The sequence below is a fragment of the Devosia sp. Soil_C_22 genome (assembly GCF_057657195.1).
Map to the genome: position 1 here is coordinate 815,321 of NZ_JBDGIY010000001.1, position 12,822 is coordinate 828,142.

Genomic DNA, 12,822 nt, shown 5'->3' on the forward strand with positions numbered 1-12,822 from the left:
TCATGATCTTCATCACGCCAGTGGTGCTGATCGGCCTATGGTGGGGCTATGTCACGCTGTTCAAGGTTCCGCCTTTCATCCTGCCCCCGCCGCAGGTGGTGGGGGGCGAGCTAGTCCGACTGTTCGCGGGGGGGACTATCTGGCCCCATCTCGGACATTCGCTCGGCATTATCGTCGCGGGCTTCGTCCTTGGCGCGATGGGCGGCGTGCTGCTGGGGATCGTTCTGGCTCGCCTTCCGGGCCTCGAACGCATGATCGCCCCCTATCTGCTCTTCATTCAGACCGCGCCCAAAATTGCCCTCGCGCCACTGTTCATCCTGTGGTTCGGCCTGGGGATAGCCTCCAAGATCGTCCTTGTCGTCTCGCTGGTCTTTTTCCCTGTGATGATCGGTACGGTGCTGGGCCTGCGGTCCGTATCGCCTGCCATGCTGGAGTTGAGCCGCATCCTGCGCCTCACCCAGCGTCAGCGCTTCCTTCGCATCGAGTTGCCTGCGGCCGTGCCAGAAATCTTCTCCGGCCTCAAGGTCGGCGCGGTGCAGGCGACAATCGGCGCGATCCTCGCCGAATGGCTCTCGGGCGGTACAGGACTGGGCTATCTCATGGTCTTTGCTGGCACCACCTACAAGGCGCCGCTTCTCTTCGCCATGGTGATCGTGACGGCGCTTCTGGGAATTGCCGTCTATCAGCTTCTGGCCCAGTGCGAGAAGTGGCTGTTGTCATGGCGCTGAACGAGCGGTCCGCCACCTGGCCATGGAAGGGCGGCAGGCCGGTTCACCTGCCCCGTCCCGAACACATGCCCCGCGGCTTCCTGCTGCCGGGCGATCCGGGTCGCGTCGACATGGCAGGGTCGGTGCTCGACGACTTCGCCATCGTCGGCCAGAACCGTGAGTTTCGCATGGGCATGGGCCGCTGGCGCGGTGTCGAGATCGGGATCTGCTCGACGGGAATCGGCGGGGCTTCCACCGAAATCGCCGTGGTCGAATTGGCCGCGATGGGCGCAACGCACTTGGTGCGGGCTGGCGGGATGGGAGCCATGGCAGCCGATCTGAGGCTGGGCGATTTCCTCATCGCCAACGCAGCGATCGCCAACAGCGCCTGCGCCCGGCCCTATTGGCCGGGTGACGCAGACGTACCGGCGAGTGCCACGCTCACGGCCCATGCCGATGCCGCGCGGCGGGATCTCGCACTTCCCGGGCGGCTCGGCGTCACAGCCACTGCGGATGGCTATTATCGCGCCCAGGGCCGCCCCGACCACCAGGGCGGGGAGGCAGAGCCTGCGGTGCTCGACGCCTTCGCCGCACGGGGGGCCGACGGCATGGAAATGGAGGCCGAGGTGGTCTTCGCCATTGGCGCTGCGCGCGGCATCGATTGCGCGGCCGTGCTGGCCGTCCATGCCCACCGGCGCATCGACGGGTGGCTCGAGGACTACGAGGAAACCCAGCGGAACATCCTGCGAATTGGCGCGGAGGCTCTGGCCCGTGCCCTGACTCCCACCTGACTGCTACCGCGAAAAGGAACGCCTGAAATGAGCCTTGTCTCGACTCTCAGAACGCTTGCTGTCGGAGCGCTGACCGCTCTCGGCATCGGTGCGGCCTCCGCCCAGGATCTCGAAAAGGTTACCATCCAGATCGATGGCGCGGCCGTGCCCTACTACCTTCCGCTATACGTGGCCGACCACTACGGCTATTTCAAAGAACAGGGGCTGGAGGTGGAGTTCCTCTATGCCAACGCCGCCGACATCCTGAACAATATAGCCGTGGGCAATGTGCAGTTCGGCTTCCCCAACGGTGACGGTGTCATCGCTGCCAAGGCCAGCGGGCTGCCGGTCAAAGTAGTGCACACCACCTACCAGAACGGCATCGGCGCCACGATTTTCAAGGCGTCGAGCGGCATTGCCACGCCGGCCGACCTGGTGGGCAAGAAGGTTGCCGTTACGAGCTATGGCAGTCCCAACTACATCCAGTTGCAGGTGATGATGGCGCAGGCCGGCAAGTCAGTCGATGACGTGACCGTGGAGATCGTCGGGACCGGTGCCATTCTGGATGCGCTCAAGGGGGGGCAGGTCGACGCCATTGTCTTTTCCATGCTGCGTTACTACGCATTGCAGGCAGAGGGGGTTGAGGTCGGCATGCTGCGCTCCGACGACTACCTGCCCAGCAAGGGCAATGTGCTGGTCGTGTCGGATGACTATCTGGCCTCCCATGGGAAGGCCGTAGCAGGCTTTGTTGCGGCGCTGAACAAAGGCATCGAGCATATCGCCAAGGGAAGTGTCGAGGATGAAGTAGCGATGGCGGTGGCCGAATATACTCCCACCTTTGCCGGACAGGAGGCGCTGGTCTCGGAGATCATCTCCGAAGTCTTCCTCAAGTCGCTGTGGCAGAGTGAGGATACGGCCAGCCATGAACTGGGTTATGGGAACCTGACCTCCTGGCAGGCGACCATTGATACGGCCGCGGAATATGCAGTCATTCCGCAGAGCTTTGATGCGGCCGACCTGGTGGTCGAACTGCCTTCCTCCATTCAGTAGCATCCGTGGGGCGGTTCGCCGCCCCACCCTCGGGGAGCCCGACCATGCGCCATGTCCTTATCCTTGCCGCCTTCCTGCTGCTGTGGACGGCAGCGCTGGTGCTGTTTTCGGTTCCCGACTATCTGGTGCCTTCGCCCTATCAGTTGGTCGACAAAACCTGGTTCCTGCTCACCCGGGCCGGGCTGTTGTGGCATATTCCGGTTACGGTCATGGAGATCGTTGCCGGCTACGTCATTGGTGTGCTGATCGGCATTGCGGCGGCGCTCGTGTTCTACCGCGCACCCGTCATCGAGGACATCCTCAACCCGCTGATCGTTTTCATCCAGACTGCCCCCAAGATCGCCATCGCGCCGCTATTGCTGCTGTGGCTGGGCCTGGACATGACGCCGAAAGTGGTGCTGGTGGCTATCGTCACGTTCTTTCCCATTCTGGCCACCATGCTCAGCGCACTGCGGTCCATGCCGCCCATGCTGGACGAACTTGCCCGCATCCTGCACCTGTCGCCGCTGCAGCGAATCTGGAGGCTTGAACTGCCCCAGGCCCTGCCGCTGCTGTTTTCAGGGCTGAAAGTCGCGGCAACGCTCGCAGTCACGGCCGCCGTGATTGGCGAGTTGATGGGGGCGAGGGCCGGCCTGGGCTATCTGCTGAGCCTGGGGCAGGAAACGTCCGATACCCAATTGGTGTTGGTCAGCGTGCTTATTCTGTCGTTGCTGGGCTACTTGCTTTATCTTGCCATCCAAGCGGCGGAACGGCGGTTGCTTCGCTGGCATGCGAGTACAGATCACAACAGACTCCCAATCTAGTCGTCCATAAATTTGGACAACGCTGCGAAGGAGCAAATCCGCTTGTAGATTTGCCCACTTTTTAGTCATGCGTGCCTATCAGTTTGGCGACACATCCAGTCTGTCTAATTTTTTAGATGAAATTCTTGACAAGGAAGTTGTCGACCCCCTTACTGACAATTGAGGCCGTCAGTCTCGTCGTGCACTGGAGAGCGAAATGCGTTTGACCCCCATAGTTCTTGCCGTGGCTACAACCATCGCAATGGCCACTCCCTTCAATGCCGTCGCGCAGCAGTTCACCGCGCGCATCGGCCACTTGGAATCCGACCAACAGCCCCGGCACAAGGGTCTGCTTATGGTTGCGGACCTCGTCAAGGAGCGGACCAATGGCGAGGTCGTGCTTGAGATATTCCCAGCCGGCCAACTCGGACAGGCCCGCGAAATGAACGAGGGTGTGCAACTGGGCGTTATCGAGGGTACCGTTTCGCCCGCCGCATTCCTCGCGGGGTTTAACCCGGCCGTGTCCATTCTAGACGTGCCCTTCATCTATCCATCGGACCGGGCAAAGGCGGCCGAGTTGCGCGACGGCGTTTTTGGCCAGGCTGTGCTGGACAGCTTCACCCCGTTGGGCTTCCACGCGGTTGCGCTCTGGCCCAATGGCCGGAAGGCGATGACGTCCCAGGAAGAGATTTCCGATCTGGCCGACTTTACCGGACAGCGCTTCCGCGTAATGGATTCGGCGGTACTGATCGAACAGTTCAACGCTGTAGGAGCTTCGGCGATCTCTCTGCCGTTTGGTGAACTCTACACCGCCTTGCAGACCGGCGTCGTTGATGGCCAAGAGAATGCCCTCGATACCATCGCCGCCATGAAATATTTCGAGGTGCAGAAGCACCTGCTTATCTCGGAGCACGGCGCCAACGAGGACGTCGTACTGTTCAACCCGACTTGGTGGGCTTCGCTGCCGGCCGAGTACCAGGACGCGATTACCCAGGCCTTCATTGAAGTCCGTCCGGAGGTTGAGCACATCAAGGAAGCAGCGCAGGCCACCGCGCTTGAAACCATCAAAGCCAGCGGCATCGACATTGTTGAGTTGGACGACGCCCAGCGTGCAGCCTTCCGAGATACAATGTATGGGCCTGCGCGTGATGCCTATCTGGCCGGTGCCGGGGACGCAGGCGCCGCTATCGTGGGCGTCTATGAAACCGAGTACGACCGCATCATCGGTGAGTGACAGGCACGGGCCGGCCGCAGCCGGCCCGAGCAATTTAGGGAGAGAGCATGCGGAAGCTGGCACTGCTGATGGAGAAGATCGAAGACTGGCTGCTGGCCACCATCATGATGGTGATGGTGGCGCTTTATGCCGGCTCAATTGTCATCCGTGAACTGGTGCCGGCCTGGTCCCGCAACGTCGCCTGGGTCGACGAGGGAACGCGCTATCTCATGGTCTGGATGGTCTTCCTCGCGCTGGGCGTGGCCCTGCAGCGTGGCCGGCAGATTGCCATGACCAGTTTTACGGAGCCGTTGTCCCCCACGGTCCGGCTGTGGATCGGTCGCGTGATCGACCTGGTCGGCCTGGTCTTCTGCCTCTACATCAGCTGGGTCGGCGCGCAGATGACCGGCATTGTCGGCGCAACGGGCCAGCGCAGTCCAACCCTGGGCATTTCCGCCGCATGGCTTTACGCGGCACTGCCGGTCGGTTTCCTGCTGCTGGCAGTCCGCTACGGCCTCAGCCTGGTCGGGGCCATCGACCGGCGTGCGCTCTCCAGCGGCAGCGAGACGCATTCATGATCATTCTTGCCCTTTTTGTCGGTGCCCTGCTGCTGCTGTTTCTCGGCTTCGAGATGCTGCTGGTACTGGGCCTGCCAGGCATTGCAACCAAGATCCTGTTCTTCGGCAACCTGCCCGATATCCTTTATGGCCAGAAAATCGTCGGCGGCATCAACCACACGACGCTGATGGCCATTCCTTTCTTCGTGCTCGCGGCCGAGCTGATGGCGCGTGGCAACATCGCCCGCCAGCTGACCGAGCTAGTGAAGGCCATGATCGGCCATCACCGTGGCGGCCTCGGCCTGACGACCGTGGCGGCCGCGGCGGCCTTTGGCTCGGTGTCCGGTTCGGCACCGGCGACAGTCGCTGCGCTGGGGCGCATCCTTTACCCGGAAATGAAACGGGACGGCTATCGTGACACCATGGCCCTGGGCCTCCTGGTATCCTCGGCCGAGGTCGCCCTGCTGATTCCTCCCTCCATCACTCTGATCATCTACGCCTGGCTGACCGGTACCTCCGTAGCCTCATTGTTTGCGGCGGGTCTGGTCGTGGGCCTGTTCCTTGCCTTCGCCTTCGCGGTCTATGTGGTCATCGACGCCTATCGCAACGGAAGGGAAGCACGGCAACCCATGCCATGGCGGGATAGGGCGCGCGTATTCGGCCGTGGCATATGGGCGCTCGGCCTGCCTGTGGTGCTGCTCGGCGGCATTTACGGCGGCATCTTCACGCCCACCGAAGCGGCGGCAATGAGCGTGGTTTACGCGCTGGTCGTGGAACTGGTTGTCTATCGCGACCTGACGCTCAGCGACATCCGCAAGATCTCCACCAGCGCGGCGATCACTACGGCCAGCATCTTCGTGCTCCTGGCCATGGGCAGCATCGTCGCCTATTTCATCACCCTGGCCCAGCTGCCGGCGGCGGTGATCGGATTTCTTCAGTTGATCGACGCCAACTGGGTGGTGTTCCTGCTGATCGTCAACCTGCTGTTCCTGGTCGCAGGCATGTTCGTTGATCCGAACTCGACGCTTCTCATCCTTGTGCCTGCGCTTTACCCCGTCGCGGTGACCTATGGCATCGACCCGATCCACTTCGGCATCATCGTCTGCCTGAATACCTGTATCGGGATGATTACCCCGCCCTTCGGCCTGGACATCTTCGTGGCCTCGTCCACCCTCAACGAGCCGATCGCCAAGATCGTGCGCGGGGTGTGGCCGTTCATCCTGGTCAATCTGCTGGCGCTTGCCGTAGTGACCTATCTGTCCGACCTGTCCATGTTCCTGCCGCGTCTGCTTGCGCCATGAAAAAGGGCGGCCTGCGGGCCGCCCCTTTTTCTTATGCCGTCGCAGCCGGGGCGAAGTCGGAAATACCGCCATGGGCGGCCGACCATTTGGCCGGATCGTGGAGGAAGCTCTCGACCTCTCGCAGCGTGCGCTCATCGAAATGCTTCATTTCCTTGGCGGCATCCAGCACGTCCCACCACGTCGCCAGATAGTGCAGTTCCACGCCCAATTCCTTCATCAGATCCTGGCTGTTGGGGAAGATGTCGTAGAAGAACACCACGAAGCAGTGGTCGACCTTGGCGCCTGCTTTGCGCAGCGCATCCGCGAACAGCACCTTGGAGCGACCGTCGGTCGCGAGGTCTTCGACCAGTAGAGTGCGAGCGCCCTCGACCACCTCGCCCTCGATCTGAGCATTGCGGCCAAACCCCTTGGCCTTCTTGCGCACATATTGCATCGGCAGCATCAGCTTGTCGGAAATCCAGGCCGCGAAGGGAATGCCTGCCGTTTCGCCGCCGGTAACCACATCGATCGATTCAAAGCCGATCTCGGTGGTGATCGTCTGGGCGGCGAAATCCATCAAGGCCGAACGCAACCGGGGATACGAAATCAGCTTGCGGCAATCCACATAGACCGGGCTGGCCCAGCCTGAGGTGAAGACATAAGGCTGATCGGCGTTGAAATGGATGGCGCTGATTTCCAGCATCATGCGGGCGGTCTGGCGAGCGATCGCCTGCTTTTCCGGGGTCGTGTGTGATCTGCTCACGATATGTCCTCTCAACGGGCCAAGGGATGGTCGCGCCAATTCGCAGCCGCAAGGACATTCCCTGTCGGCACCGCTCGGTAAACATGACGTGCAACCGTCTCGCTATAGCTGCTGGCTCAAAGTCCAGTCAACAGAACCGCCACCGAAGAGGGGGACTATTTCCTCATTCTCTACAGCTACCGACGGGGCGATGTCGGTGCGTCGGCGCATATAGGTGACTCGCTCGTCATCAGGCGCGAAACCATAGAAGGCCGGCCCGTTGATCGAGGCAAACGCTTCGAAGCGATCAAGCGCATTCTCCTCGTCGAATACGCTGAGGTAAGCCTCGATCGCCACCGGAGCGCTGAACACACCGGCGCAGCCGCAGGAGGCTTCCTTGAGCCGGCGGACGTGCGGCGCGGTGTCGGTGCCGAGGAAGTAGTTGGGCAGGCCGCTGGTCGCGGCAGCCCGCAGTGCCAGCTGGTGGTGGGAGCGCTTGAGGATCGGCAGGCAGTACAGATGCGGCTGGAGGCCGCCCTCGAACAGCGCGTTGCGGTTGTAGAGCAGGTGCTGCGGCGTAATCGTCGCGGCGACGCGATTGCCATGGCTGGCCGCAAAGTCGGCACCTTCGCTAGTCGTGATATGTTCAAGCACGAGCCGGAGGTGCGGGATCCCTACCAGCAGAGGGGTAAGCACCTCGTCGAGAAAGCGCTGTTCGCGGTCAAAGATGTCGACGTCGTGCCGTATCAGCTCGCCATGGGCGAGCAGCGGCATGCCGGCATCCGCCATGGCTGCAAAGACAGGGTAAAGACCCTGGACATTGGTCACGCCGTGCTGGGAATTGGTAGTGGCATGTGCGGGATACAACTTGGCTGCGGCAAAGACGCCGTCGCGAAATCCGGCCAACAGATCTGCGGCATCGGTGTGATCGGTCAGGTAGCAGGTCATCATCGGCGTAAACGCGACGCCTTTGGGGACTGCTGCAAGAATACGCTGCCGGTATTTCTCGGCCATCGCCGCCGTAGTCACCGGGGGGCTCAGATTGGGCATCACGATCGCCCGGCCGAACTGCCGGGCGGTATGGGGCACCACCGCTTGAAGCACTGCGCCGTCGCGAAAGTGGACGTGCAGGTCGACCGGTCGGCGGAAGGAAATTGTGTCCATGGCTCAGTTTCCGGCAGTTAGTGCGGCGTGCAAAACATCGACACCTTTGAGGAAGTCCACAATTTCCATGGCTTCCTGGGGGTTGTGCGACCCGTTGCGATTGCGCACGAACACCATGCCAGACGGTATTCCCGCATTGGCGAATACTGCGGCGTCGTGTCCGGCGCCACTGGGAATGACCTCGAAGGGAATATCTAGGCGCCGGGCTGCCGTTTCCAGCACACCGATCAATGACGGGTCCATGCGGGCCGGCTCGGCCACGACGACTGGGTCGAACTCGAACGAGACGCGCCGCTGTTCCTCGACATGACGACACTCTTCGCGGAACAGGGCATAGAAATCGTTCAGCGTTTCCTGGCTTTGGCTGCGCACCTCAAAGCTGAACGCTACCGAGCCGGGAATACGGCTGATGGCATGGTCAGCGGCGTCGGTTTCCACGATGCCGCAGGTCACCACGAGATCGACGCCACGCTCCAGCAACGTCCGCCAGTGCTCGTCCAGCCGGGCTACCAGATCTGCAAAGGCAAATACTGGATCGCGCCGCAGCCAGCGCGGAATGGCACCGGAATGACCGGCCTCGCCCCGGCAGATCACACGGCGATGGCGCAGGTTGCCGCGAATGCCGCTGACTACGGCAGCCGGAAGGTCGCGTGCCACCATGACCGGCCCTTGTTCGATATGCAGCTCGAGATAGCTCAACGCGCGCTCGGCAGGAAAGAAGTGCCGGCGCTCACGGAGCCCGTCGACGTCGATGCCAAGCTTGGCCATGGCCTGCTGTAGCATCGGGCCGGTGCCACGCGAACGCGCCCGCAGATCATCAGGTTCTAGCAAGCCGAACAGGCCACGCGAGCCGATGTTGGCGCGCCCGTAAAACGCGCTTTCCTCGCCCCGTAGCATGATCAGCCGTACGGGGGTCGTGAGCCTTCGTCCCGACCGGTAGATGCGGATGAGGCAGATGAGCCCGGCAATGATCCCGGCTGCACCGTCAAAATTGCCGCCTTGCGGGACGGAGTCGGCGTGGCTGCCGATATAGTGCGCGGCGACCATGCCATCGTCACCGGGCAGGCGCACGATGAGATTTGCCAATGGATCGGCTTCGACCACCAGGCCTTCGGCTGTGGCAGCATCGGCTAGTATTTTCAGCGCGGCGCTTTCACCATCGGCATAGCATTCACGGGTAATGCCAACGCCGTCGCCGGTGGCCAGCGCAAGGGCATCGAACAGAGCCTTTGCGAATTCGTCTGCATCAAACTCCTTCCGCGTGCTCAAAACGCGACTTCCATTTCGTCGACACGGAGTTCGCTGTCGCTGATAGCTCCCGTCAGCCCGGCCACGCGGTCAAATCCCTTGCGCCGGCAATAGTCCGAGAGGCCGTCTATCACCTCGGTCAGCGCATGGGGCCGCACAAAGGTGGCGGTACCCACCTGAACCGCCCTTGCGCCTGCCAGCATGTATTCCACGGCGTCATCCGCATTGGATATTCCGCCGCAACCGATGACCGGAATGCTGACCGCCTGCGCACATTGATAAGTCATCCTCACAATGATTGGCTTGACGGCGGGGCCGGACATGCCGCCCATGATATTGCCAAGCCGCGGCCGGAACGTCTCGATATCGATGGACATCGCAAGGATGGTATTTGCAACCACCAGCGCATCCGCGCCCGCATCTTCGGCCGCACGAGCCACGGCGGCGACATCGCCGGTGTTCGGTGTCAATTTGACCCAGAGCGGCAGCTTGGTCGCAGCGCGCAGGGCGTCGACGGCCCGCGCAGTCGATCCTGGTACCATCGCAAACGCCCGGCCATCCTCTTCGATATTGGGGCACGAAATATTGGCCTCGATCGCCGCTATGCCCGGCTGATCAAGCTCTGCCGCGGTTCGGGCGAAATCTTCCACCGTTGGCGCGGAAATTGAGACGACGAGGGGCGTGCGGAACTGCCGATAGAAAGGCAGGGTCTCGGACAGAAAATGCGCGATTCCCTTAGAGGGAATGCCTATCGAATTGAGCAGTCCATTGCCGAGCTCGGCGACGCGAGGCACCGGATTGCCGCTGCGGAGTTCGGCCGTAATGGTCTTCGTGACCATGGCACCAAGGCGATTGAAGTCCACGACCCCGGCCAGCCCCTCGGCAAAGGTCCCCGAGGCCGGCATCACGGGGTTGGCCAGCGTCAACTCGCCGATCTTCACCGTCATGTCTACCACGAGATGGCCTCGTTCAGATCGAAAACCGGGCCATCCCAGCAGACGCGCCGGCTCACGGTTTCGCCATCGACGGAGAAGTTGCGAACGCAGCAGAAGCACATGCCCAGGCCGCAAGCCATTTGCTGCTCCATGGCGACCTGGCCTGCAACGCCGAATTCGCGCGCCAGCTTCTGCATGACCAACATCAAGCGGTTGGAGCCGCAGGTAAAGAAGGCGTCGGCACGTCCATCGCGCCAATAGCCGCGCAGCCGGTCCTCTACCGCTTCCACCCCGCTGGTGCCATCGCTGTCGAGAACTACTTCAGTCCGGGCACCGATGGTTTCGAAGCGGTCCAGGGATAGCACCTGCTCGCGCCCACGGGCGCTGATCAGTGCCGTGACCCCAACACCCCTCGCGGCCGCCAGCTCTGCCAGCGGCGCCAGCGTCGCCAGGCCGACACCGCGGCCGAGCACCACGATGCTGCGCCACTCCGGCTTCAGCACAAATCCGTTGCCGAGCGGACCCAGCAGCCGCGTTTGCATTCCGGGCCGGAGGCTTGCCAGACCGTGCGTTCCGGCGCCGGTGACCTTGTAGAGGAACTCTATCTCGCCGATTTCCGGATCGGCTAGATAGGTACTCATCGGTCGGCGAAGATAGGGCTTGTCCTGGCCTGTCGTCGGGCATTCGATGTTGAAGAATTGCCCGGCTCGAGCGGATGACGCTGGAGGAGGGGCCGCGAAGCGGATGCGCTTGTATTCTGCGTTCACCCAGTCGTTGAGGATAACCTCAGCCAGCACATCGTCATAGGAGGGCTCCGAAACCAGCACACCCGACGGCGCGTGCGTCCGCATTGTCACAGATTGTCTCATTTTTGAGACGATCTCAGACCTGGGGACGGTTGTCAACGCGTTGCGATGCTAGTTTGGTGACCCATCCAGGATGCGGCGAAGAATGCGGGCCCCGTCGGCCCCCTTATAGGCGCCGTCCCATTGCGCATGGAAAGTCCGCTCAAAATGGCGCACCGCGTCGGGAGCGGACGTAACCAGGGCGATGCCGGATGTGACATTGGGCTGGTCGCCGAGCCGATATGGACTGAGGCTGACCGATGACATGCTGGGCCGCTCGTAGACCTGGAACGTCTGAGATGGGGGCTGGCCATCGACAATGCCGACTTGGGTGCCGATCGGCTGCCGCAACATTAGGTCGTGCAGCCGCTCCACCTCGTGGCGGGCTGCGCGTCGACGCTCTTCATGCTCCTCTTCGGCCAGATCGAAGCGGCCAATCAGCCCTAGTCGCAGGAACCGCTCGATATCCTGTGAACCTACGAGGCTGGCGATAGGAATTCTGCGCCGGGTGGCAGTTGCGCGTCGCTCCTCCAACAGCTTCATGATCGCCTCGACAAAGTCGATGCGTTGGTCCCGGTCCGGTGCGCCGACGGGGATGGCCTCGACAAGCATGATGCGCAGATAACTCATATAATCGTCAGACATGATTAGCCACGACATGGGGGAGAAGTTGCCGAGTAGCTGTATCGAATCCTCCTCCAGTTGCCGCATGCGCTCGAAGAAGGCGATGGCATTGTCATAATACTCCACGCCTACACCGAGCATCGACGGCAGTGAGACGTCGAGCAGCGTCGATAGGGCGCTGAGGATCTGGATTTTGACGATCTCTCCCTTCTCCAGCCGGTAAACGGCCGCGCGGGAGATGCCCAGTTGCTGCGCCACATCCTCTGCCGTCATGCTGCGGCCGAGACGATAGGCCCGCAGGCGTTGCCCAACCTCCTCGAAATCATTCGGCATATTTCACCTTGCGATGCGTCTAATTTTTGATACTCTTTCTCTTTGCACCACGCTTACGGGCTCGTGCAAACGGAGCGGAGAGGTGATCATGGAAGAGTTGTCCATCTGGCTGAACGACCAGAACGGCGGGATGCGAACCTATCTAGAATTTCAGCAGAAGGTGTCGATCCTCTCCAGACACGATGGCTCCAACGGGGCACTATATGCGTTGATGGGCTTGGTTGCCCAACGTTTTTACCAGGCCTACGATGGTGAGCCGCTACCAGTCGACGCCGCTCAAGAAGCTCTCGCCCGCCTGCGAAGAGTCGTTGCCGATGCCACTCGTGTCATGCGTTCGGATGCGCAAGACCAAATGCGATTGCTCAACGAGTTGGCTGGCTTAGAGCTGGTCGCCCGTCGCATTTATTCGATGCAGTAGATACGAGAGGTGCTGTTCGTGGTCCGCGGGTGCCGCCCTTCGATCTGAGCTTGATCATCGAGACGTTCGTCCGACGCTGCTTCAAGCCTCGAAGACGCTTGGCGATCGACCCGCCCACCTCCGCATGATCGCGGCGAACGTCCACACGGTCGGC

The 12,822-nt window shown here is 61.7% G+C and carries 14 protein-coding genes; 8 read left to right on the top strand and 6 right to left on the bottom strand.

Annotated features, from left to right (window positions below; translation table 11 throughout):
* Window positions 1-2: 2 nt before the first annotated feature.
* The 7 genes from AC3A6I_RS03825 to AC3A6I_RS03855 all read left to right on the top strand — a co-directional run bounded on the left by AC3A6I_RS03825 (window position 3) and on the right by AC3A6I_RS03855 (window position 6,380).
* The gene (locus AC3A6I_RS03825; RefSeq protein ID WP_487541859.1) at window positions 3-728 is read left to right on the top strand and encodes an ABC transporter permease; all 726 of its coding nucleotides are present in this window, start codon (window positions 3-5) and stop codon (window positions 726-728) included.
* Window positions 719-1,498: a phosphorylase family protein gene (locus AC3A6I_RS03830; RefSeq protein ID WP_487541860.1), complete on the top strand. Its 780-nt coding sequence runs from the start codon at window positions 719-721 to the stop codon at window positions 1,496-1,498. The genes AC3A6I_RS03825 and AC3A6I_RS03830 overlap by 10 nt, the downstream gene beginning before the upstream one ends.
* Before the next feature lie 27 nt (window positions 1,499-1,525).
* Window positions 1,526-2,527: an ABC transporter substrate-binding protein gene (locus tag AC3A6I_RS03835; RefSeq protein ID WP_487541861.1), complete on the top strand. Its 1,002-nt coding sequence runs from the start codon at window positions 1,526-1,528 to the stop codon at window positions 2,525-2,527.
* Between the two features lie 44 nt (window positions 2,528-2,571).
* Window positions 2,572-3,330, top strand: a complete 759-nt coding sequence (locus AC3A6I_RS03840) for an ABC transporter permease (protein WP_487541862.1) — start codon at window positions 2,572-2,574, stop codon at window positions 3,328-3,330.
* 196 nt (window positions 3,331-3,526) lie between these two features.
* On the top strand, window positions 3,527-4,543 hold the full coding sequence (locus AC3A6I_RS03845; protein WP_487541863.1) for a TRAP transporter substrate-binding protein: 1,017 nt from the start codon (window positions 3,527-3,529) through the stop codon (window positions 4,541-4,543).
* A gap of 47 nt (window positions 4,544-4,590) precedes the next feature.
* Window positions 4,591-5,100, top strand: coding sequence for a TRAP transporter small permease (locus AC3A6I_RS03850; RefSeq protein WP_487541864.1), 510 nt, complete (start codon window positions 4,591-4,593; stop codon window positions 5,098-5,100).
* Window positions 5,097-6,380 (top strand): TRAP transporter large permease, encoded by a 1,284-nt coding sequence (locus AC3A6I_RS03855; protein WP_487541865.1) that lies wholly within the window; start codon window positions 5,097-5,099, stop codon window positions 6,378-6,380. The genes AC3A6I_RS03850 and AC3A6I_RS03855 overlap by 4 nt, the downstream gene beginning before the upstream one ends.
* A 31-nt stretch (window positions 6,381-6,411) precedes the next feature.
* On the opposite strand, the gene AC3A6I_RS03860 is transcribed toward AC3A6I_RS03855, so the two are convergent.
* The 6 genes from AC3A6I_RS03860 to AC3A6I_RS03885 all read right to left on the bottom strand — a co-directional run bounded on the left by AC3A6I_RS03860 (window position 6,412) and on the right by AC3A6I_RS03885 (window position 12,250).
* Window positions 6,412-7,122 (bottom strand): orotate phosphoribosyltransferase, encoded by a 711-nt coding sequence (locus AC3A6I_RS03860; RefSeq protein WP_487541866.1) that lies wholly within the window; start codon window positions 7,120-7,122, stop codon window positions 6,412-6,414.
* 102 nt (window positions 7,123-7,224) lie between these two features.
* A complete protein-coding gene (gene pyrC, locus AC3A6I_RS03865; RefSeq protein WP_487541867.1) occupies window positions 7,225-8,265 on the bottom strand; it encodes a dihydroorotase in 1,041 nt (346 codons plus the stop codon).
* A 3-nt stretch (window positions 8,266-8,268) separates the two neighbouring features.
* On the bottom strand, window positions 8,269-9,534 hold the full coding sequence (locus tag AC3A6I_RS03870; protein WP_487541868.1) for a hydantoinase/carbamoylase family amidase: 1,266 nt from the start codon (window positions 9,532-9,534) through the stop codon (window positions 8,269-8,271).
* On the bottom strand, window positions 9,531-10,460 hold the full coding sequence (locus AC3A6I_RS03875) for a dihydroorotate dehydrogenase (protein ID WP_487541869.1): 930 nt from the start codon (window positions 10,458-10,460) through the stop codon (window positions 9,531-9,533). The genes AC3A6I_RS03870 and AC3A6I_RS03875 overlap by 4 nt, the downstream gene beginning before the upstream one ends.
* A gap of 2 nt (window positions 10,461-10,462) precedes the next feature.
* Window positions 10,463-11,299, bottom strand: coding sequence for a dihydroorotate dehydrogenase electron transfer subunit (locus AC3A6I_RS03880; RefSeq protein WP_487541870.1), 837 nt, complete (start codon window positions 11,297-11,299; stop codon window positions 10,463-10,465).
* A gap of 66 nt (window positions 11,300-11,365) precedes the next feature.
* On the bottom strand, window positions 11,366-12,250 hold the full coding sequence (locus AC3A6I_RS03885; protein WP_487541871.1) for a helix-turn-helix domain-containing protein: 885 nt from the start codon (window positions 12,248-12,250) through the stop codon (window positions 11,366-11,368).
* 88 nt (window positions 12,251-12,338) lie between these two features.
* On the opposite strand from AC3A6I_RS03885, the gene AC3A6I_RS03890 reads away from it, so the two are divergent.
* Window positions 12,339-12,668, top strand: a complete 330-nt coding sequence (locus AC3A6I_RS03890; protein WP_487541872.1) for a hypothetical protein — start codon at window positions 12,339-12,341, stop codon at window positions 12,666-12,668.
* Window positions 12,669-12,822 lie beyond the last annotated feature (154 nt).